Source organism: Nitrospirota bacterium, assembly GCA_016180645.1.
Classification (GTDB): Bacteria; JACPQY01; JACPQY01; order JACPQY01; family JACPQY01; genus JACPAV01.
This window is the reverse complement of the sequence record JACPAV010000007.1, coordinates 16,103-39,184: the sequence shown is the minus strand read 5'-3', so window position 1 is coordinate 39,184 and position 23,082 is coordinate 16,103. Positions and strand designations below refer to the sequence as shown.

The following is a 23,082-nucleotide window of genomic DNA, read 5'->3' as shown; positions in this document are numbered from 1 at the left end:
GGGCCACTGCGGAGACGACCGACGTTCCGATTGTTTTGACTCCCTGTTTGTGCTACGGATGATCCCCACATGAACCCATTACGCTTGCTTGTCACCCTGGCCGCGCTGCCTCTCCTGACCGGCATGGCCCCTCCTCCCGAGGGGAAGAGTGGACCTGAAGCGCTTCTCATCTCGATGGCGCCCATTCTGTTCATCATCGTTATCTTCTACTTCCTCATGATCCGCCCCCAGCAGAAGAAGGCCAAGCAGCAGCAGGAGATGCTCAAATCGCTGTCTAAAGGAGACAATGTTGTGACGTCCTCGGGTATCCACGCCAGGATCGCGCAGGTCACGGACGACATCTTGCACTTGGAGATCGCCGATCGCGTCGTCATCCGCGTCAATCGCGACCAAGTCTCCGTCGTCAAAGAGAAGAGACAGCCGGATTCCGGCAAGACGGCCGCGCCGGCGGACAAGAAGTAGGTTCCTCACCGCGTGAACTATCCGGTCCGTTTCGGTCTCATTCTTCTCAGTGTCCTCGTCTGCGCGTATCTCCTGGTCCCGACCGCGGTCCAGCCCCTCCCGGACTGGTGGCAGCGGAAGTTTTACAAGGACCGAGTCAAACTCGGTCTCGATCTCCAGGGCGGCACGTACCTTCTCCTCGAAGTCCAGCTCGAAGAAGCCCTCACATCCAGCGTTGATCGTAACCTGCAAATCCTCGGAAACGCCGCCCAGGAAAAAAGCTACGAGTTCAAGATCAAGGAGCGACCGACCTCCACGCGCGCCGTCATCGTCACCAACGATGCTTCGGAAAAAATGCTCGGCACGCTGATCGAAAATGAATATCCGATCTTCAAGCGGAATCCTCTGACGGCATCGGAAGGCAAAGTCGAGTTCGAGCTGGAACTCACCGGCGCGGAGGCTCTCCGGATCCGGCAGTCGAGCATGGATCAATCGCTCGAAATGATGCGGAACCGAATCGATGCGTTCGGCGTGTCCGAGCCCACCATCCAGAGGCAGGGCGACGACAAGGTAGCCATCCAACTCCCCGGCCTGAAGGATCCCCGCCGCGCGGAAGATATCATCGGCCGAACGGCGAAACTCGATTTCAAACTCCTCGACCAAGAGGCAATGGGAAAAGTGGATCTCCAGAGCGAAATCGCCAAGACCTCGCAGGCCGATCCGAAAGTCACCGACGACATCCACCTCCTCAATGAGGCGCTCAAGGGAATTATCCCGGACGATGCCCAAGTGTTGTACCAGCGTGATGAAGATCAGAGTACGGGGCGCGTGACACGATTTCCCGTGCTCGTCCGGAAAGTGGCGGCCTTGACCGGGGAGGATCTCGACGACGCGCGGGTGAACTTCGATCAGTTCAGCGTGCCGTACGTGTCGCTCACGTTTAATAAGAAGGGTGGAAAGCTGTTCGCGGACTTCACGGGCGAGCACGTGGGCGATCAACTCGCCATCGTCCTGGACGAAACGGTCTACTCCGCCCCCCGCATCAACGAAAAGATCGAAGGGGGACACGCCCAGATCACCGGCAGCTTCAGCACCGATGAGGCGCACGACCTCGCGATCGTCCTCCGCTCCGGGGCGCTCCCCGCGCCCGTCAAGATCGCGGAACGGCGGATCGTCGGTCCTTCTCTCGGTCAGGACTCCATCCGCAACGGCCTCTACGCCATGGCGGTGGGAGCGGCGCTCGTGGCCGTCTTCATGCTTTTCTACTACCGGCTATCGGGAATCATCGCGGTCGTCGCCGTGGGCTTCTCCCTGGCCCTGATCGCGGCCTGCCTCACGCTCTTCAAGGCCACGCTGACCCTGCCGGGCCTCGCCGGGATCGCGCTGACCATCGGCATGTCCGTCGATGCCAACATTCTCATCTTCGAGCGCATCAAGGAGGAGCTCGGCCTGGGCAAGGGGGGGCGGGCCGCGACGGATGCGGGTTACAAACGCGCCTTCCTCACCATTCTGGACGCCAACATCACCACGCTTATCACGTCGGTGATCCTGTTCCAGTTTGGAACGGGACCGATCCGCGGATTCGCCGTGACGCTCAGCGTGGGCCTTCTCGCCAACATGTTCACCGCCGTATTCGTGTGCCGAACCCTGCAAAATTTCATCATGGATAAATTCGGGATCCGCAAGGTAAGCGTCTGATGGTTTCCTTTCCGAAAACCAGCATCGATTTCGTCAAGAGAACCCGAATCTGTCTTGTCTTTTCGGGACTTGCCATTGCCGCGGCTTTCGGCGGCGTCGGCCTGCGAAATGGTCTGAATCCCGGAATCGATTTCACCGGAGGCATCGAGCTCCAGATTCGATTCGAGAAATCGATCGGGATCGGCGACGTTCGCTCGAAACTGGGTGTCGCCGGGCTGCCCGAGCTCAGCGTTCAGACCATCGCCTCCGAGCACGGTTCCGAATTCCTGCTCAAGATGAAGGGGGCGGCCGGCGATGTCGAGACGTCGCTCGACAAAGTGGAATCCGCGCTCCAGGCCGGTTTTCCCGAGGCCCCCTACGAGGTCCGTCGGACGGAAACCGTGGGCCCCAAAGTCGGAAGAGATTTGAGCCGGAAGGGCGCCCTCGCCTTCATCTTCGCCAACGTCGGAATCCTGATCTACCTTGCATTCCGGTTCCACTGGGTCTTCGGTCTCGGCGCGGTGGTGGCTCTGATTCATGACGCCCTGATCACCGGCGGTGCGCTCCTCCTGGGCGGCTTCGAAACCAATATCACCACCATCGCCGCCATCCTGACGGTGATCGGCTTCTCGGTGAACGACACCATCGTGGTGTACGACCGCATCCGCGAAAATATGCGAAAGCTCCGGAAGGACCCCATGGAAACCATCATCAACAAGAGCGTGAACGAAACGCTCTCCCGCACCGTCCTTACCAGTCTGACGGTCTTCTTCGTCTCGGCCACGCTCTACTTTTTCGGCGGCCAGGCCGTGAAGGACTTTTCGTTCGCCATGCTCGTGGGCGTCATCACGGGCACCTACTCCTCGGTCTTCATCGCCAGTCCGATTCTCCTCGTGTGGAAGAAACGGATCGCGATCTCGGGACGATAGCCTCACCGTCCCCGGTCCGCTCTGAACCGGGGCCGGATCGCCGGTCCCGACCGTGGCGTTTTCGTGAAATCGATCCCCAGGCGGCCGCGCATCTCTCCACCGAGCTCGATCGCTCACTCTTCCAGGCGCGCCTTCTTTGTGCGCGCGGGATGACGAAATCAGAAACAGCCCACACCTTCCTCAATCCCCGCCTGGAGGATCTGCCTCACCCGACTCTGCTGAACGGGATGCGGGAAGCCGCCGAACGGGCGGCGCGGGCCATCCACAAAGGCGAACGCATCGGCATTCTCGGAGATTACGATGTGGACGGAATTTCGTCGGCCGCGCTGTGTGTCTGGTTTTTTCGAGCCATCAACGAGCCGATCGAAACTTACATTCCCGATCGAGAGCGTGACGGCTATGGAATGAATCGCACGGCGGTCGATGCCCTCCATGCCCGGGGCGTGGGTCTTCTCCTCACCGCCGATTGCGGCACCACCAACATCGAGGAAATCCGCCACGCGCGATCGCTCGGGATGGACGTGGTGGTCCTCGACCACCATGAAGTCGGCGCCGAAGCGCCGCCTGCGTTCGCGCTCCTTAATCCCAAGAAGCCCGATTCCGGATATCCCGATCAAGGTCTTTGCTCCACCGCGCTGACATTTCTCTTCCTCTCCGCCCTCCGACAATGTCTCAAGGAAGACGGCCGATTCGGGAGCTCGGCGCCGCCCAATCTCCGACAGCATCTCGACTTGGTGGCGCTGGCCACGGTAGCAGACGTCGTTCCGCTTCGAGGAGCGAATCGGATCCTCGTCCACCATGGACTCTCTGTGATGGCTGGAACCTCCAAGCCCGGCCTCCGCGCTCTCATGGGCAAAGCCCGTGTGGATCCCGCAAACCTCCGCGCTCATGCCCTGGCCTTCTACCTCGCTCCCCGCATCAACGCGGCGGGACGCCTCGGGGACGCCGGTCGCGCGCTTCGGCTGCTCACCGCCCTCGACCCCGAAGAGGCGGACTCGCTGGCCGGCGAACTGGACCGCGAAAATCAGCGGCGCCAGGCGATCGAAGAGGATCACATCGCCGGCGCGATGGCCCAGGTGGCCGAAGACTCCGCCGGCCTGGTTCTGGCCTCAGAGGACTGGCATCCCGGCGTCATCGGGATCGTTGCCGCCCGCGTGGTCGAACGCTTTCATCGACCCGCCGTGCTCATCGCCGTGCGGGACGGCGTGGGAAAAGCTTCCGTTCGCTCGGTTCCCGGCCTCGATATCGTTCGTGTCCTCGCCGCGTGCGGATCGCATCTCGTCAAGTTCGGCGGCCACAAACAGGCCGCCGGTCTGACCGTCGCATCCACCCAGATCCCGGCGTTTCGTTCCGCTTTCGATGCCGAAGTCCGGGCCGCCCTGGAACATGTGGAGCCAGGCCCCTTCTGGCTGGATGAACGGCTTCCCCTCGAGGAGATCTCCGGTGAAAAAGTCGACGAAATCGAACGGCTCGAACCGTTCGGCGAGGGAAACCCACGACCCGTTTTCTTCGCGCCGGACGTTGAGATCAGGCTTTCTCGAACGCTCCGGAGTCGGATGCTCCTCTTGAGCCTGCGGCGCGGCGCGCGTACGATGGAAGGCACGATGAGGGCCATCGAGGAAGCCCCGCCGGAATTCCCGCGTCGCGCAGACGTGGCGTTTACGCTTGAAAAGCGCGTGTGGCGCGGAGAATCAACCCTGGGGCTCAGAGTACGTCAGTGGAGAGCGTATGAAGCCGAAGCCTGACGAAGTATTCATCCGGCAATTGGAGCTCGGGCCGATGCAGAATTTCGTCTACCTGATCGGTTGTCCGGAAACCCACCTCGCCGCCATCGTCGATCCCGCGTGGGACATCGAGGCAATCATCCGCGCCGCCGAAGTGGCCGAGTATCGAATCGAGCACATCCTCGTCACCCACGCCCATTTCGATCACGTGAACGGCGTGGAACCGCTCCTCGAACTCCGCGCCGCTCGCGTTCACGTCCACAAAAGCGAGGCGGGATTCCTAAAGGGCATGACGGGCGACCTGCGCCGAACCGAAGGCGGTGAAACGCTCACCTTGGGCCGGCTGGAAATCACCTTCATGCACACCCCGGGCCATACGAAGGGATCACAGTGCTTCCTGGTGCGGAATTCGCTGGTGTCGGGGGATACGCTCTTCATCCGGAATTGCGGTCGGACCGATCTTCCGGGAGGGAGCGACGAAGAAATGTATCACACCATGAAGAAGCTCCGGGACCTTCCCGATCAAATCGTCCTCCTGCCCGGCCACCACTACGCGGACAAGCCCACCTCCACCCTGGCGGATGAGAAACGCGAAAACCCTTACCTCACCTCCGCCACAATGTCCGATTTCCTGAAGCTGACTTAACGGGCCGGAGGGAGGACCGCTTCCACCTCCCGCTCCAATCGCTCCAATTCGCCCGGCTGAATGCCGTCGCCAAACGCCACCAGGAAATCATCCAGCAATTCCATCGCCCGCTCCCAATCCGGCGTGTTCTTCGAAGCAACCGCCGGCAGAAACCTCCCCGTCCAGAACCGCTCGAAAACCCGCCAAGCCGCTTCTCGCTGTGGGGCGGCAACGCCCTTCGGAATCGCCCGATCCACGAGGAGCCGCACCACCCCTACAGACCCGAGCTGCATCGTGTTCCGGAGGGGAATCGTCAGGAGCGCGAGGACAAGCGCCAGGACGAGAGCGGAGGCCAGCCAGCCATCCACGAAATACCACCGGACGTGGGGCCAGGAAACGCGACGCGCAAGCGCCAGTCCCCCGAAAATCAAGACGGCCACGACCAGTGTCAGCGCCAGAGCCAGAGGGACCAACACTCCGGCATAGAGGACCGCCAGCCGATCCGGACTGACCGCCCCCTCGATGCAACCGACTCGAAGCAGCCCGTAGGAGACGAGAAAGAGAAGGCCGTAAAAGGTGATCCGCCGCAAGCGGGAAACTACGACCCCAGGACCTCGGCGAGGGCCTCATCCACGTGAGCCACCGGCAGAACTTCAAGACCGGCCACGGAAGGGAGGGCCTTCGATCGAGGAACCAACATCTTCTTGAAACCGAGCCTGGCCGCCTCCCTGATTCTCGATTCCAAGTGGCTCACGGTTCGCACCTCTCCGGCCAACCCCAGCTCCCCGCACACCGCCGTCTCCGCCGCGAGCGCCTTGTTCCTGAAACTCGATCCGATGGCCACGGCTACCGCGAGGTCGGCGGCCGGCTCCTCGATCTCCACGCCCCCGGCCACGTTCACAAAGATGTCATTGGACCCCAGGGACATTCCAGCCAATTTCTCCAGGACGGCAATCAGGAGCGACGTCCGATTGCGATCTACTCCAATCGACGTCCGCTGGGAAAAACCGTATCCCGCCGGACTCGTCAGCGCCTGGACTTCCACGAGGAGCGGCCGCGTTCCTTTCATCGTCACCGTGACCACGCTGCCCGGCGAACCGACCGACCGCTGGGAGAGGAAAAACGCGGATGGCTCCTTCACCTCCTTCAGACCTTCCGCCTGCATTTCAAACAACGCGATCTCATGCGTCGGGCCGAACCGGTTCTTGACCGAACGGAGCAGCCTGTACGGACCGTTCCGCTCCCCTTCAAAATATAACACGGTGTCCACCATGTGTTCGAGGATCTTCGGCCCAGCGATGGCCCCCTCCTTCGTCACGTGGCCCACCAGAAAAAGAACAAACCCCCGCGTCTTGGCCTGCTCGATCAGGAGATTGGAAACTTCCCGAATCTGGCCGACCGTCCCCGCCGCGGATTCCAACTCGGGGTGACGGAGGACCTGGATGGAATCCACCACCACCACGCCCGGTTTCGTCTGCGCAATGGCCTCGATCACATCCTCCACGGCCGTGGTTGAAAGAAACAGGGCAGTGGACCCCGTCACTCCGACGCGATCCCCTCGCAGCTTGATCTGTTCCAAAGATTCTTCCCCGGTGATGTACAAAGCGGGTCTGCCGTTTTTTCCGGCGCAGTGCACGAGTTGCAGGAGCAGCGTGGATTTCCCGATCCCCGGCTCGCCCCCGATGAGAACCGCCGAAGCCGGCACCATCCCCCCCCCAAGCACTCGGTCGAATTCGGCCAGCTCCGTGGCCATTCGCGGCGTCTCGCTGAGTTTGACTTCATCCAGCCGCACGGGCCGGATCGAACCCGCCTTCTCCCTTCCGCCTCTCGCCTCCCGCCTCTCGCCTATCTCCTCAACAAGCGTGTTCCACTGGCCGCAAGAGCGACATTGTCCCGTCCACCTCGGAGCCTGGCCCCCGCACGACTGGCAGATGAACACGGTCTTCGTCTTCACGTTGCGAACCCGCTCGGACTGTATAAAATCAATCTCGTGAACACAAACGGGCGCGCCAGCGTAGTGTCTGCCGTCGCTGTCGCCGTTATCCTCACCATCGGCTTCCTGTCCCTCCGATTCATCCCGCCCTCTCCCCGATTTGTCGTAGGCTTCCCGGATTCCTTCGCGGAGAACACACCGGTGCTGCGCGGACCGAAAGACCATCCGGTCCTCGTCGTGAAAAAAACGGGGCGGGTCTTCTCCTTGGATCCTGCATGCCCCCCCCCCGGATTCGCACCCGCCACATCCCCGGCATGCCGGTTGGAGTGGAAACCCACCGATCAAGTCCTTGCGTGTCCCTGCGATCCTTCCGCAACCTATGACGCGGAGGGTCGGGCCATCGCATCCGGAAGACCTTCCGTCATACGCTTCCGAACCACTCTCGGTCCAAACGGCGAAGTGATGGTCGATCGTTCCGTCACTTTCGACCAGAAAGACTGGCTGAAACCGGGAGCCGAACTATTCCTGGTGCCTCCCGTCCAAGCCGCAGGCGGGATGTGATTCCCATCACGATCTTAACAACTTGATTCAACTTCCAAATTGCCTTCTCAGCCCCGGTGTAAAAAAAGTTACCCAAAATGTAGTGACGGAGCTTCGCAGGCCCCAATCGGATCGGCGGCGTGTCGCGCATCACATGGCGATTGCTGTAATATGTTTAATATATTTATGTTTACGTGCGATCCGCAATCGCGTGGCACGTTAATTGCCAAGGTAAGGGAGGAGATATGAAAGGTCAAGTTCTGCTCAAAGTTACCGGTCTCTTCGCTTTCTGTCTTATTGCGATGGGATTTCCGCTCGCCGCCCAGGCCCAATCGAGCGCCATCGGAACCGTGGTGGCCATCGAGGGCGAAGCCACAGTCGAACTGGGTGGCGGCGGGGAGGCGCGCACCATCCGGCAGGGCGATATCATTCGCGCAGGCGATCGCGTGCGCACCGGTCCCGCCGGAAAAATCAGAATCGTGATGAAGGATGAATCGATCCTTCTCCTCGGCTCCAACGCCACGCTCGACTTCGGAGCGTTTGACTACGACGCCGCGCGCGGCTCGCGTTCGGCGGTGCTCAATCTCATCGGCGGCACGCTCCGGGCGATCATCACAAAACTCAAAGCTTATGGAAATCGATTCGAGGTGAAAACCGCCACGGCCACCATCGGCGTCCGCGGCACTCACCTCATCGTCAGCGTCGATCCGGATACGGGCGAAACGCAGGTTCTCGTCATCGAAGGTCGCGTGACGGTGACCAACAACGATCCGTCCGCTCCGGGAACGGTGACGCTCGGCACGATGGAACAGTCGGAGGTTCGGGAGGGGCAACCCCCGGCTCCGGGCCACGTGCCGTCCGATCAAACTCTCGGAACCATGCGGGAACAGACCGAAGTGAAGTTCAGTCCGGACATCACTCCGGCGATGAGCCCTCTGAGCTTGCCGAGCCCCCTGGCCACAGGTTCCTCGATTGCGCGCCAGGCCCTGCTCGACAGTCTCGTGGACCCACCGCAGGCTCCGGGGGCCGTCCCCCAAGCCAAGCAGGACCCCACGAAAGGGACGCTGGAGATCCGATGGTAACCGGGCGTGATGCGTGAAGTGTAATGAGTGAAGTGAAAGAAGGGCCGATCGCCGAACCTCTTCGCCGCCTCCTTCTCATCACTCTTCACTCCTCACTCATCACGTTTGCGAGCTGCTTCGGCGGGAAGTCCGACGGGGGCAACACCGAGCTGTCCTTCCGGATCGAGATTCGCGAACAGGCCGCCGCCGCCAAGCCGGACACGCTCGATGTCCTGATCTTCGAACCGAGTCCGCAGCGAGCACCGGAAAATCAGAAGGTGGACTGCAACGCCCCCCCCGATGATCCGCTGGCTGCCAAAGCCATCTTCCGCCAATCGTTCCGCTTCGACGACCGCAAGGCCTCGGCCGTCATCACGGCGCCGGGCGGCGAAGTGGATGTCGTGATCCGAGCGCGAGCGGGAAATGAGCCCCTCTACCTTGGAGGAAAACGAACCACCATCAACGCCGGCGGCGTGACGGACGTCGGCGTGGTCCAGCTCCAACCCACGATGACGGGCGTCACACCCACGTGGTCCCGCTGCGAACAAAATGACAGCAAGGCCTGCGTCACCGGCCGCACGAAATCCGCGGAGCTGGCCTGGAATACCATCCCCACCGCCGCTCGTTATTGGGTCTGCGCCAAGGAATCGTCCTCCGAGTCGTTTGAGGCCGTCTGCTTGACACGCAAGACCGCCGTTTCCCTGCCGCCCGGGGGGGACGACTGCGAAGCCGGAACGACGACTTTCGAATGGACGGACGACACCGAGTACCAGTTCAAATTCATCGCGCTGAGCGACAACGAAGCGAGCCTGTACTCGGATGTTTCTTCGGCCACGACGATCCGGCAACCCACCCTTCCTGAGGCCAAGATCGAAGACGCCACCATGATCCTCACGTTCGATCCCGTCGAGCGGGCTACGGATTACAAAGTGTACTTCGACGTGGACGGGCCGGGACCGCCTTACAACGGACGGATCGGAGACAAAATTTCCCCTCTCACGCCCTCAACCGCCACGGTCGGGGGCAAAATCGAACTCCGGCTGGCCGGTGTTCGGAAGGGCACGAAATACTACGTCACCGTTCGAGCGTCCAACCGATCGACCAACTCGGAAAGCAACTACGGCGATGAACGGCCGGTGGCTGTGCCCTATCCCACCCCCCAAAATGTGAAGGCCAAAGGCCGCACCGGGCGCGTCGAAATCAGTTGGGACCCCGTGCTGATCACGCCGGAACTGCCGGAAGGCGTCGAGCCGGGCAGCGCGCTCGCCGCCGCCTATGAAACTCGCTATGCCGTTTTCTACGGAACGGCCGCGCGAAAGACCGACGACAGTTGCTACGATCTCTCCTGCGGAGAAAAGGACGATCCCGGTCCGCTCATCACGAAGGACACCACGGCGGTGGTGACGGGACTCGACAACGGCAAAGAATATTTCTTCAGTGTCCGCGCGCAGAACAATCTCGCTCAGAGCGCCTATTCCAAGGAAGTCTCCTCCACGCCGCTCGCCGTGCCGCCGAACGTCGTGGACACCCTGGGCGTAGACCTGCCCAGCGATTCCCTCGCCGTCACCTTTACGTTCGATAAAGTGGACAAGGCGACCGGCTATCGTTTCTTTGCGACTTCAACGCCTCCCGCGGGCGTGGGGCCGACCGGTCCTCTCGCGGCGTTCCCAACCGCGGCGGAGTCCGTCCTCGGAATTCCGCTGAAAACCGAAAACAACGCCGCCGCCTGCGCGACCACGCCGTGCAAAGTCACGGTCACCGGGCTCGCACCCAACGTTACCCTCAAGATCGCCATGACAGCCGTGATCGACACCGGCTCGGAGAGCGATCTCACCTCGGTGAAAACCCGGCTCTCCCCGCCCGATCGCCCCGCGCTCACCGTCGCCGGCTCCACGGCCGCAGCCTCCCTCAAATGGCTCAGCATCCCGGGAGCGGTCCAGTACAAGGTGTACTACAGCACGGCCAGTGGCACGAATGATCCGGCCAAATATGCCGGCACGGGCGCCGGTGAAGGCCCGTCCCCCATCGCGGCGGCGTCCACCTCGGCCACACTCACGAAACTGATCAATGCGACCACCTACTACTTGAGGGTTTCCGCTTCGAATTCCGACGGAACGGAAGGACGGCTGAGCGATCAGGTTATCGTGACCCCGCTGGCCGCGCCCACGGGCTTCGGACTCCTCTCCCTCTCAAACGCGCTCGGCCCCGCTCACCTGACCGGCCAAGGCCCGGTGAAGTGGGACGCGGTGGACAAGGCGGATTGCTACAAGATTCAGTACGGCACGTCGAGCGGTGTCTACACTTCGTGTCTGCTGGCCATGGAAACTTCCACGTCAAGCTGCCCGGCCGATGCAGGGTGTGGCACACCGGTCACCGCCACTTGTCCGGCAGCCATTGCGGGAACCTCCCGATGCGCCACGCTCCCCAGCCTCGCCAACAGTTCGGCTTACTATGCGGTTGTCTCCGCTCTCCGGAGCGGAACGGACGCGCGGACCGACAGCAGCCTCTCTTCACAGATCACCGTGCTGCCCATCGACAAGCCGGCCAATTTCATCGCGAAAGGCCGAACCGGTCGAGTCGAGTTGAGTTGGAACGCCGTCACGGGCGCCACCGGCGGTTATGAAATCCGTTGGAACAATGTGTCCCTCGCCGAAGACCACCTCGCGAAACCGGTCTCCAACGTCGTCACCACCTCCTGCGCCTCCATGACGCTCTGCGCTGTCGCAGGCACCCCAGGTTGCGGCACCACGGCTGCCGGCGTCTGTCCCGAAACGCGGGCCATCCCCGTGGGAGCGTCGTTCCCCTCAAACGGTCAAACCGCCTACTTCTCGACCGTCGCCGTGAACGGCAGCGGAAGAAGCAATCAAACAAACGATGCCGCCACGCCGCTGGCCAAACCGGTGATGGCCTCCTATGTCGACAAACATGAAAAGGACATCGAGGCCGCCCGGCTCGTCTTCGAGTGGCAGCGCGGGGTGTGCCCGCTGGCCATCTGCCCATCCTACGGATCGTGTGCGTCGGGTGAAGCCTGTCCCACGTACAAAGTGGGTTACGACACCGCCTCTCGCGCCGGAACGCTCAAGATTTCCGACTACAAAGGGACCGGCGCCACCGAAGGAGCGTCGACACTCGTCAACACGTCCTGCATCAACAACGGCATCAACGAGCGATGCGCCCTGAGCGGCCTCCCCTCGAACAGTTCCTACTATCTGGCCGCCGCTGCGGTCACCACCGCGGGCGACGAAAGCGATCCGATGGATGAAATCGGACTCACCACGCTCCTCCCGAGGGTCGCCAACTTCGCCGTAACCCTGGGAACGGGAAAGGCCGTCATGACGTGGGACCCCGTGACCGGGGCGGACAGCTACCAGGTTTTTGTCGATGCCGAGGATGCAGACGGTTGCCCACCCGACGTTCCGAAAAAGGTGATCACCTCGACCTCCACGTCCTACACCGCCACCAAGGATGGCAGTGGAATCGACCTGGTGAACGGCACTCGATACTGTTTCGGCATCGTAGCGGTAAAGGGCGCCCCCCCGCTGCCGGCCTCCCCTCCCGCGCCGGCAGGGGCCGACGACCCCTGCGAACTGACCCCCGACCCCGGCGCCAACTCCACCGTCAACAACTGCGGCGACCCCTTTCTTCCCAATCGGGAAGGCATCCCGATCGCCGTGCCGACAGGGGTCGTCGATCCGACCTTCGTGGGCGCAGGCGCGGGCAGCACGGCCAAGCTGACCGCCTCTACTCTCACCTTCCAATTCAACACGGACTGGACCACCACGAATTCCAATGGCGTCGACAAAATCAAGATCTACTACGATACGGATTCCGCGGGAGCGCCCTACACCGGCATCGGGGCCGCCGAAGGAACCTCCCCGATTGTGCGCGAACCCGTGGCGGCCGGCTGCGTCTCCGGCGCACCCACGCTTTGCACGTTCACACTTTCCGGTCTCCAAGCCGACAAGACCTACTACTATGCCGTGTCCGCGGCCAACACGATCAATGACTCCTACGCGATCGTTCCAGGACCGCCCGGGAGCGATGACGCCGAAAGCGGGGAAAGCGACCTGGCCACCAACTCCGGCTCCGCCCGAACGCTGATTGCCACGCCCACGAACCTCAAGGTCACCACCGCCACCAGCCAGGCCACCCTCACGTGGAACGCCCTGACGGGTCTGTCAGGGCTGAGCTACCGCGTCTACTACCGCCGCGAGACAGCCGCCGCGTGTACCGCCGTCACCCGAGACAATGCCGGCGCCTGGACCACGAACTACAATGCGGATGCCGATGCCTGCAACGGCATCTCCGGCGGCGTCACTACCGCGTCGTCCAACATCACCCTGACCTGTCTCAAGAACGGCGATCAATTGGCGGTCGGTGAAAGCTACTGCTTCAGCGCGGTGGCCGAGGCGGGCGGCAACCATAGCGATTTTGCCGACCTCAATGGCTCCAGCCCGCCCACCGTAAACGCTATCCCCCTTTCCACCCCCCTCTGTTTCTCGGCCACAGCCAACGGAACTCAAGTCCAATTGACATGGTGCAGCGTCAAAGACGCCACGGGCTACCGCATCTACTACGACACCAACTCCGGCACCCCGTACACCGGCACGCAGTTCCAGGAAGGCGCCTCGCCCCACGTAATCACCTCCGGCTCCACCACCACTCAAACGTTCAACCTCCCCAGCGGCTCCACCCCGACCACGTTCTACCTCGCCATTTCGGCAATGAAGGACGACGGCGATTGCTTGACGGGCGGCTCAGGCTGCGCGCTTGAGAATGGCGAGGGGGAGAGCGCCCTCTCACCCGAGAAGACCACCACCTCCGGCCTCGATACGCCAACCGGTTTCGCTGTAACCGGCGAAACGGGAGCCAGCGTCATCGACGGCGTCGTGAATACCAAGGTGGACTGGAATGCAGTCACCGGAGCAACCTGCTACAGAGTCTTCTATGACACGGACACCGCCGGCGCACCGTACGTTCAAACGACCGGAGAAGGCGGCGTGGCCGCCACCTGCGAAGCTGTTTCCGCCACCTGCGAGAGCCTCGCCGCGGCGGCAGGTGACCCTTGCGCAGCCGGCGCGAGCACGGCCGGCGGCCTCGGACCGATCCCGTCCACCAAGACCGACCTCACGCTGACCGGCCTCACATCCGGCGTGCAGTACCACTTCTCCGTCAAAGCGTTCGCCACAAGCACCGAGAGCCCCTACGCCTCCAACCAAAGCCTCATCCCGCTGGCCCGGCCGACGCTCACCATCACTCCGATGCTGGTGGGCGACGTCGTGAGCGGAAAAACCTGCTCCAACCCCACCAACGCTCCGCAACGCATCGCCTGCTTCCTGGTCAACTGGAGCACCGTGACCGGCGCAAGTCAGTACACCCTCTACTATGACTTCGACGGCTCGGTGCCCATGGATGGCACGGATGTCCCGCCCAACTCCGTCGGCGGCATCACGGGCGACGGCTGCGACGCCCTGAGCGGAACATGCGACGCCCCCATCCAGAACGTTCCGTCCAGCGCTCTCCCGATCATCATCCGCGGCGTGAATATCGACAAGGTGTTCTATTTCGCCGTCCAAGCCGTTCAATCGGGAGTCGCCGGCAACGTAGGCGACTACAGCGTAATCACATCCGCCACCACCCCCTTCCCCGCCCCGACCGTGTTGAATACGTCCACCATCCTCGGCAATGCCAACGGCGGAACGGAAACCCAGATCGTCGTCCGGTGGTCTCCCCCGGACGTCGGCGGCACAGCAACCAACCCCGCCACATACGAAATCCACTACAAGCCGACGGCCTTTGTCGGCGGCGAACCCCCCTACAACGTCGCGCCCAGTCCGAAGACCGGAATCTCAGGAACCGCGATCAGCGCCGTCGTAGACGGTCCCCCCATTCTGCCCCCCAATTCCCTCTACTACGTCGCGATGCGATCAGTCGGAGCCACGGGTCCCAGCTCCAAATACTACCCCCCATCGAGCGGTGGACCGCCCACCGCTCCGCCGGGATACTTCTTCGACGGAAAAAAACCGGTCATCGAACCGCCCGGCATCGTCCATTCCAAGAGCAACGACAACTTCACTTCGACTCCCTGTGCACTCGTTCTCCCGCAGACCAGCCTTTACTACAAGGCAGGCGACCAACTTACCCTGACCGTGATGGTGACCGACGACATGACGCTGCTGGGGGTGGACGGCTACGTGACGGTCGATCTCTCCCCGATCGTCACCGCCGGCGGCACCGTGGTCCTCAACCGGGTCTGCTACGTGGATCTGGACACCGCAATCTACGAAGGTTCGACCACCCTGCCCGCTGCGGGCGCCATGACGGCGGACGGCAACAAGCTCCTCACCGTCACCGCCTGCGACCAAGCCACCCCCGCCGTCGGCCGGGGCGCCGCGGCTAACGACTGCACCAATCAGGCCGGCGTCAAAGGAAACTCAAACACCGCCACGATGGCGGACACGGATCCGGAGCGCATCCGTATCGACAACACGCCGCCGGCCGATCCCACCGCCGCTTCCCTGGCCGATCCGCCGGCGTCCTCTTTCACCGGCCAGGTCACCACCACCTACACGAATACCGCCACCGTGGACGTCTCCATCACCGGCGGCAGCGACGCGAATGGCATCGCAGGATGGTGCTTGAGAGAAACCGCGGGAGCGCCCCCCGAATCAACCTGCACGGGTCAATGCATCCCGACGTTTTCAAACTGGACGACCTCCGCACTGCCGCCGGGCGCCTCCGGCTGCACCCTCACCGGCGCGGACGGCCTCAAGTCCGTTTACGTCTGGCTCAAGGACAATGCCGGAAACGTCAGCGCGGGTACGGCCTGCCCGGGCGCCACCTGCGCGCAAATCACCCTCGACTCCACCGCTCCAGCGGGGGGGGGGACGGGCCTGACGGTGGATATCACCGATCGGACAACGTCCAGCCAAGTGCTCAGTGACGAACGGTCCGTCTCGGTCAGCATCGCAGGCGCGGCAGATGCCGCCAGTGGAGTCTCAGGCTATTGCCTTACCGAGAATGCCGGAATACCCACAGCCGGTTCCTGTCTCGCCGCCAGCGGCCCGGTCGACGGCACCGGCTGGAATCTCGCGGCCCCGACGCCCCAGTCCGACGGGGTCAACGTCCTCACCGCGGGCGACGTCCTCAAGACGGCCCGCCTCTGGCTGCGCGACGGCGCGGGAAACGTCAGCACGGCCGCCGCCACGGACACGATAACACTCGACACCGGCCCGCCGAACGACCCCATTGCCATCACCTTCACCGATCCGGAAAGTGGCAGCACCACCGTCACCAACAATTGCGCCGTGGGCCCCTGCCCCAACACTTCGCTCACCCTGGCATTCACCGATACACCCGACGTCGTCAAATGGTGCGTCACGGATGATCCTGCGATTGCAACAGCCGCCACCTGCCCGTCCGGCGCGTGGGTCGCCCTGAAACCCACCACATACACACTGCCCACGAGCACCGAAGGCGCCCGAACCGTCTACGTCTGGGTGCAGGATGCCGCCGGCCAAATCAACACCACTCAAAGCTCGGGATCCATCACGCTCGATCGGACGGCCCCCCCCAATGCTTCGCTCGCCCTCGCCGATCCGACTCCCACCACCGCCACCTACACCAACGACAATCCTGTGTCCGCCACGATCACGGGCGAGAGCGGAGATGTCGTTCGATGGTGCCTGACGGAAAATGCGGCGGCCGCGTCGGAGACGACCTGCCCGAGCGGCACGTGGGCGACTCCGGAACCGACGACCTTCTCGCTCTCGGTCGGTGACTGCGCCGTACCAAACTGCAAGACGGTCTACGCCTGGTTCAAAGACTCCGCCGGCAACGTCAGCGCCGCCGCCGGAAGCGCTTCGATCACCCTCGACGCCACGGCACCCGGAACTCCCATCCTGAGCCTGGCGGACCCGACCACTTTCACTGGACAAGGTGCAACCACAAACGCAAACCCTGTGAACACGTCGATTACGGCAACGGACAATCTCGCAGTCGACCGCTGGTGCGTGAGCGAAACTCAAGCCGCCCAGCCCACGGCCGCCACCTGCAACGGCGGCACAGGGTGGACCACCCCCGCCCCCGCCACGTTCTCCCTCACCGCGGGCAACGGCCTCAAGACGGTCTATCTCTGGGTGAGAGATGCGGCCGGGAACGTGAACGCCCTCCCCGCGGTGTCCTTTGCCATCACTCTGGATCAAGCGGTGCCCGGCAATCCAGCGCTCGACGCGTCCGACCCCTCCAAATTCGCAGCCCAAGTCGATACCTACACCAACACGAATCCCGTCACCGCCTCCGTCACGGGAGATACCGACGCCGAATCGGGAATCTCCGGCTGGTGCCTCAGCGAAACCCAGTCCACCCAACCCGCCGCCACCAACGCCTGCTTCGTCGGCATCGAACCCACCACGTTCACGCTGAGCGGTGGCGACGCCGCCAAGACGATCTACGTCTGGGTTCGCGACGGCGCGGGGAATGTCAACGTGGGAACAGTATCCGACGCGATCACGCTGGATCTCACGGCGCCCACGAGCGGCATGACCCTGACGGTCGCCGATCCCTCTCCCGCCGCCGGGCAGAACGCAGCCACGTATTCCAACAGCAATCCGATCAACGCCACGATCGCCGGAGAGTCGGACGCGACCAGCGGCATTTCGGGTTGGTGCCTGAGCGATACCCAAACGACCCAGCCGACCTCATCCTCCTGCACCGGCGGCACCACATGGACCACTCCGGAACCCACCAGCGTCTCGATGAGCGGAACGGGGAGTCCACCCGCTTCCGTAACCATGTACGTCTGGACCCGCGACGGCGCAGGTAATGTCAACGCCTCCGCCGTAACCGCCGGCGCAATTACGTTCGACACAGAAGTTCCCGCCCCCTCTCTCACCGCGCCGGCCGCGAGCGGAGCGGATAACGCGACGATTACCACGGCATTCAACATTCCCGAAAACGCGATCTCGGGCACGGTCAAAATTACTTTCACGCGCACGGCGGGACCGGCGGACATATTCAGCCCTCACATCATCACGTTCAACGCAACCTTCGAAAGCGCGGGCGCCAAATCGTGCGCGCCGAACCTCGTCGGCGGGGACCTCAGCTCCTCTGCTTGCGGCGTCACCGGCGTCTCGTCCGATCCCAACGATACGCTGATCGACGGAACAACCTACACCGTGCGGCTCGCCATGACCGATCTCGCCGGAAACGCCGGCCTCCTCGACAATACCCTCTGGGTCTACGATACCTCTCCGCCGGGAACGCCCATTTCCGCCCCAGACCTCGATCCCGCCAGCGACTCGGGCACCTTCAACACGGACGATATCACCAACATCACAACCCCCACGTTCCTCGGAAGCGGAGCCCCCGCCAATACGAGCGTACGAATCTATTGGAACGGTACCTACGGAAACTGTGCAGTCACGTCGGACATAGGCGGAAACTACTCCGGTTGCACGATCAGCCCGGCCCTCGCCGGCGGAGCCGCCGTGGTGTACACCATCACCGCCCGTTCCGTGGACACCGCCGGAAACGAATCTCCCGATTCCCCGGCACTCAGCATCACACTGGACACGGTCGCCCCCGCGCCGGCCCCCACCGCCGCGCCGGACCTCGACGCCGCCAGTGATACCGGCGCTTCCAGCACGGACAACATAACCAAGACCACCACGCCCACGTTCTCCGGTTCCGGCGCGCCCCCCTTGGAAGTCGTGGGAGTCTTCGTCGATGGCGTCAAGAAATGCAGCGTGACCGCCCTCGGAGGGGGAACTTACTCCGGATGCGCACTCGCCCCCGCGCTCGCCGACGGCACCTATACCATCACGGCGCGATCAGTCGACCTCGCGGGAAACTCCTCGACCGACTCGCCCGCCATGTCGCCGAATCTCGTGATCGATACCACCGCGCCCGCCGCCGGTCCCACCGCCGCTCCGGACCTCGACGCCGCCAGCGACAGCGGGAAATCCGCCACGGATAACACCACCAGCGACAACACGCCCACACTCTCGGGCTCCGGGGCGGACACCAACGCCTACGTCACCCTGTACGCCACCGGCAGCCCGATCTGCACCGTGACGACGGACGGCACCGGTTTGTACTCGGCATGCACGGCCGCGCCCGCGCTGGGAGACGCAGCGTACACGGTCACCGCGCGCAACGTGGATCTCGCCGGCAACATCTCTCCGGATTCCGTTCTTAGTCTGAGCCTTACGATCGACACTTTGGCGCCGGCGGCTCCGGCGTCCGCGCCGGACATGACCGCGGCAAGCGATTCCGGTACCTCCTCGTCGGACGACTACACCAATTTGACCACACCCACGTTCCAAAACCTCACCGGCAGCGCGGTGCCGAACGGACAGGTGCGACTCTACACAGCGGGACCGCTCACGCTCCGCTGCACCGTCGATACGAACGGCGCCGGAGACTACAGCGCATGCACCAGCTCCGTTCTGGGCGAAGCGACCTATAGCTTCACGGCACGCTCGGTCGATCTCGCCGGGAACGAAGGCACCGACTCCGCCACCCTCAGCGTGACGATCGACACGACGGCGCTGGCCGTCCCCACGGGAGCCCCCGATCTCGACGCGGCAAGCGATAGCGGCACGTCCAGCATAGACAACATCACCAACATCACGACCCCGGGTTTCTCCGGCACGGGCGCCCCCTTTAACGAGAAAGTCCGCCTCTACCTCAATGCGGCCCAGGTGTGCGAAACCACCGCCGGCGGCGCTGGCGCTTGGTCCTGCACCAGCAGCGCCCTCACCGAAAACAGCTACTCGGCCGCCGCTCGCTCCGTCGATCTCGCCGGAAACGAATCGGCGGATTCGCCCACCCTCAATCCGATCCAAATCGATACCACCGGCCCGGCTGCGCCGGGCACGCCCGACCTCCAAGCCGCAAGCGACTCCGGAAAATCGAGCGCGGACAACATCACCACGGATACCACACCCACTTTCGGCGGCACCGGGCCGATCAACACAATCGTCCGGGTCTACGTCGGCGGATCCGTTCGCTGCACGGACACGACGGACGGCTTCGGCGCCTATTCGGCCTGTACGCCGGGAGTCGCCATTGCCGAGGCCACGTACAACGACGTCGTCGCCCGCACCAGGGATGCCGCCGGAAACGAATCGGCAGCCTCGGCCGCCCTGTCGCCCGATCTGGTGATCGACACCACGGCGCCGGCCGCCCCGGCTTCGGCGCCGGACCTCATGGCCGCCAGCGATTCTGGCAGCTCCTCCACGGACAACATCACAAATGACACGACGCCGTCCTTCGAGAACCTGACGGCCAGCGCTGCCCCCCCCCCGGGGCAGGTCAGAATCTATACCACCGGCCCCGATACCCTCCGTTGCACCGTGGACACAACCGGGCTGGGCGACTACACCAATTGCACGAGCACCGCCCTCGGTGAGGCCACCCACACGGTGATCGCCCGCTCCGTGGATGCAGCCGGAAACGAAGGGCCGGACTCGCCGTCCTTAAACGTCACTATCGACACCACCGCGCCGGTCGCTCCCGCCGCACCGGACCTGGACCCCGGAAGCGATTCCGGTTCCTCCACAACGGACAATATCACCAACGCCACAACCCCCCTCTTCAACGGGACCGGGCCGGCCACGACCACCATTCGCCTCTACATCGGCGGAACTCAGCGTTGTTCCGTCACCTCCGGCGGAGGTGGCGCGTGGTCCTGCACCAGCTCGGCCCTCGGCCCGGCGTCCTACGCCAATGTCGTCGCCCGCTCAGCCGACACAGCCGGAAACGAATCGGCCGACTCCGCCGCCATGGCGCCCGATCTCGTCATCGACACCACCAACCCCACCTGCCCGGCACCCACCATCGCCGAGAATCCGGATATCAACCAACAGGCCGTCTCCACCACGACGGTCTGGTACAACAACAACTCGACGGATGGAAGCTTCATCGTCACCGTCGGCGCAACGGATTCGGGCGGAATGGACAATGTAACCTTTCTGGCCACGGTTTCAGCGGGCGCCGTAGATTCAGCCACGCCCTACCAGCAAACCTACAATTGGGAAGATGCGGTACTCGGCCCGGCCAGCACGTTCAGCGCCGCCTCCACAGTCACCTGCAATGACAAAGCCGGAAACTCGTCGACCAACAGCTTCAGCGTCATTCGGGACCTCGCGGCACCCGCCGGCGGATCGATCAGCTACACCAACGGAGACTCAAGCTCCACCGGACCGACCATCACCTGGGGCACCGGAGTCGACGCCGGCGGTCCCCCGGTCTCCGGGATCGGAAGCTGCGAACTTCAGCGCAGCGTGGCCGCCATCCAGGCGGACGGTACATGCGCGGCCCCCGGGGCGTTCAATCCCCTCTCCACGCAGGGAACGTGCGGCAGCTCCTTCGTGGATGCGGTGGCCGGAGGGAGTTGCTATCAATACAAGATCATCGTGCGCGATGTCGTCTACAACGAAGTCACCTACTCCTCGGGCAACACCATGCGGGTGGATACGACGGCGCCCGTCTTCGCCAACCTCGTCTACACGCCCGTTGCCGCGACCCCCCTCGCCAAGTGCGACGTGATCCAGATCGATTTCACCATCCAAGGCGAAGGGATCCGGTGCGCCCAGACGGCCTTTGCCTGCGGGGCGCCCAGTCCGTCCGTGACGGTGGACGGAAATGCCGCCTCCTGCCTCGCCGCCTGCTCGGACGACGCCGGCAACAACGAAATGGATCTTTCCTACTCCTACACCATAGCGGGAACCGAAACGACTCAGCCGAACCGTCCCATCGTCATCACCGCCAGCGACCCCGCCGGCAACAGCGCATCCTACTCCTCCCCGCCTTCCGTGGAGATCGTCTTCGGCCGGGAGGGCCCGTGCCCCGGGGGCAACCAGTGGCCGAGATCGACCGCTCCGGCGGCGGACGTATCCAACGCGCCGCTCGTCATGAATCTGGACACCGGCGCCGATTCCTGCAACAGCACGAGCGTCATCTGCGAAATCATCGCTGCCTCCGCCGAAGGGGCCGGCACAAATCTCTACACACTCACGAATACGGATACCGACGTGTTCGGGCCCACCGCGCTCGGCGGCAGCGTAACGGCCGGATCCGCCGCCGGAGGGAATCTGGCCACCGGCGACGCTCAGGGAGAGTTCGCCATCGCCGCGTCCGACGGAAACCTCCACTTCTTCGAGCACAACACCGCGTCGGCCACGCCGACCATCGCACTCGCGGGCGTGGGAGCGAACTCCACTCCCGCGGTGGGCAATATCGACGGCGACGGCGCCGTCGAAGTCGTCGTCCACGGCACCAGCGCCGGAGACATGGTCGTCTATGCGGTGGAATTCGGGACGGGCGCGACGCAGTGGTCCAGGACCTTTGCGGGAATTTCCGGAACCAATGCGGCGCCGGCCATCGCGGATGTCGGCGGTTCGGCCGGAAACGAAGTGATCGTGGGAACGGGCAACGGCCAAATCCGCATTCTGACCGGAGCGACGGGCCTGGATTCGTCCGTCTGTGGAGGCAATGCGGATGTGGACGGCGGCTCGTCCGCCGCCCTCAATAATTCACCGGTCGTGGCCAACGTGGATGCCGACGGCGCGCTGGAGATCATCGTGGCCTCGAATGACGGCAAGATTCATATCTTGGATACCGCCTCCTGCGCGGTCACAACCCGCACGATAGCGGGCGCGCCGTCCATTACGGCTTCCGTCGCCGTAGCCAACGTCCTCGGCGCCTCCCCTCCGCTGGAAATCATCGTGGCCACACAGGCGGGCGAGGTCTATATTCTAGACGGCTCCACCGGCTCCAACGCCTCAGGCGCCTCGAACTGGCCCGTCACCGGTCTCGGGGTCTTGACCGCCTCACCCATGCTCGCCGATGTCGACAACGACGGAACTCAGGAAGTCGTCATCGCCCGGCCGAACGGACAGATCACGGCGAGGGAAGTCGCCAATGGTAATACCGAAGCGGACGGCTGGCCGATCGTCGCGGGAACAGCGGCCCTTTCCTCACCGACGCTGGCCAACCTGGACGCGGATTCCAACCTCGAGCTCGTGGTCGGTTCCGCGGACGACAAGATCTACGTCTTCGAAATCACCGTGGCCGGCAGCGGCACCGCTTCCCATTCCTGGCCCACCTTCCAAAAGAACGCCGCCCGCACCGGGAACTGACCCCGTAT

10 protein-coding genes are annotated in these 23,082 nt (G+C 63.5%); 8 read left to right on the top strand and 2 right to left on the bottom strand.

Annotated elements, in window-relative coordinates:
* Positions 1-168 precede the first annotated feature (168 nt).
* The 5 genes from yajC (at position 169) to HYT87_05830 (ending at position 5,417) form a co-directional block, all read left to right on the top strand.
* Positions 169-462, top strand: coding sequence for a preprotein translocase subunit YajC (yajC, locus tag HYT87_05850; protein ID MBI2059279.1), 294 nt, complete (start codon positions 169-171; stop codon positions 460-462).
* A gap of 12 nt (positions 463-474) precedes the next feature.
* A complete protein-coding gene (secD, locus tag HYT87_05845; protein ID MBI2059278.1) occupies positions 475-2,139 on the top strand; it encodes a protein translocase subunit SecD in 1,665 nt (554 codons plus the stop codon).
* Positions 2,139-3,047, top strand: coding sequence for a protein translocase subunit SecF (secF, locus tag HYT87_05840; GenBank protein ID MBI2059277.1), 909 nt, complete (start codon positions 2,139-2,141; stop codon positions 3,045-3,047). The genes secD and secF overlap by 1 nt, the downstream gene beginning before the upstream one ends.
* A 149-nt stretch (positions 3,048-3,196) precedes the next feature.
* Positions 3,197-4,792, top strand: coding sequence for a single-stranded-DNA-specific exonuclease RecJ (recJ, locus tag HYT87_05835; GenBank protein MBI2059276.1), 1,596 nt, complete (start codon positions 3,197-3,199; stop codon positions 4,790-4,792).
* A complete protein-coding gene (locus tag HYT87_05830) occupies positions 4,776-5,417 on the top strand; it encodes an MBL fold metallo-hydrolase (protein MBI2059275.1) in 642 nt (213 codons plus the stop codon). Before recJ ends, HYT87_05830 begins: the two co-directional genes overlap by 17 nt.
* Here HYT87_05830 and HYT87_05825 read toward each other — a convergent pair.
* Both HYT87_05825 and radA read right to left on the bottom strand, forming a co-directional pair.
* On the bottom strand, positions 5,414-5,986 hold the full coding sequence (locus HYT87_05825; GenBank protein ID MBI2059274.1) for a hypothetical protein: 573 nt from the start codon (positions 5,984-5,986) through the stop codon (positions 5,414-5,416). The two genes, HYT87_05830 and HYT87_05825, sit on opposite strands and share 4 nt — an antisense overlap.
* An 8-nt stretch (positions 5,987-5,994) precedes the next feature.
* Positions 5,995-7,554: a DNA repair protein RadA gene (gene radA, locus HYT87_05820; GenBank protein MBI2059273.1), complete on the bottom strand. Its 1,560-nt coding sequence runs from the start codon at positions 7,552-7,554 to the stop codon at positions 5,995-5,997.
* Between radA and HYT87_05815 the strand changes: the two genes are divergently transcribed.
* The 3 genes from HYT87_05815 (at position 7,531) to HYT87_05805 (ending at position 23,074) form a co-directional block, all read left to right on the top strand.
* Entirely contained in the window at positions 7,531-7,890 is a 360-nt protein-coding gene (locus HYT87_05815) for a hypothetical protein (GenBank protein ID MBI2059272.1), read from the top strand. The genes radA and HYT87_05815 overlap by 24 nt on opposite strands.
* A gap of 224 nt (positions 7,891-8,114) precedes the next feature.
* A complete protein-coding gene (locus tag HYT87_05810; GenBank protein MBI2059271.1) occupies positions 8,115-8,951 on the top strand; it encodes a FecR domain-containing protein in 837 nt (278 codons plus the stop codon).
* A gap of 23 nt (positions 8,952-8,974) precedes the next feature.
* Positions 8,975-23,074 carry a VCBS repeat-containing protein gene (locus HYT87_05805; GenBank protein MBI2059270.1) on the top strand — a complete coding sequence of 4,700 codons (14,100 nt, stop codon included), beginning with the start codon at positions 8,975-8,977 and terminating at the stop codon, positions 23,072-23,074.
* The last annotated feature ends 8 nt before the right edge of the window (positions 23,075-23,082 follow it).

Bases quoted from the DNA above. Each gene is read 5' to 3' on its own strand.
- radA (MBI2059273.1), bottom strand. From the start codon at position 7,554: ATGGTCTTTCGGTCCGCGCAGCACCGGTGTGTTCTCCGCGAAGGAATC.
- HYT87_05810 (MBI2059271.1), top strand. From the start codon at position 8,115: ATGAAAGGTCAAGTTCTGCTCAAAGTTACCGGTCTCTTCGCTTTCTGT.
- HYT87_05830 (MBI2059275.1), top strand. From the start codon at position 4,776: ATGAAGCCGAAGCCTGACGAAGTATTCATCCGGCAATTGGAGCTCGGG.
- recJ (MBI2059276.1), top strand. From the start codon at position 3,197: ATGACGAAATCAGAAACAGCCCACACCTTCCTCAATCCCCGCCTGGAG.
- HYT87_05805 (MBI2059270.1), top strand. From the start codon at position 8,975: ATGAGTGAAGTGAAAGAAGGGCCGATCGCCGAACCTCTTCGCCGCCTC.
- secF (MBI2059277.1), top strand. From the start codon at position 2,139: ATGGTTTCCTTTCCGAAAACCAGCATCGATTTCGTCAAGAGAACCCGA.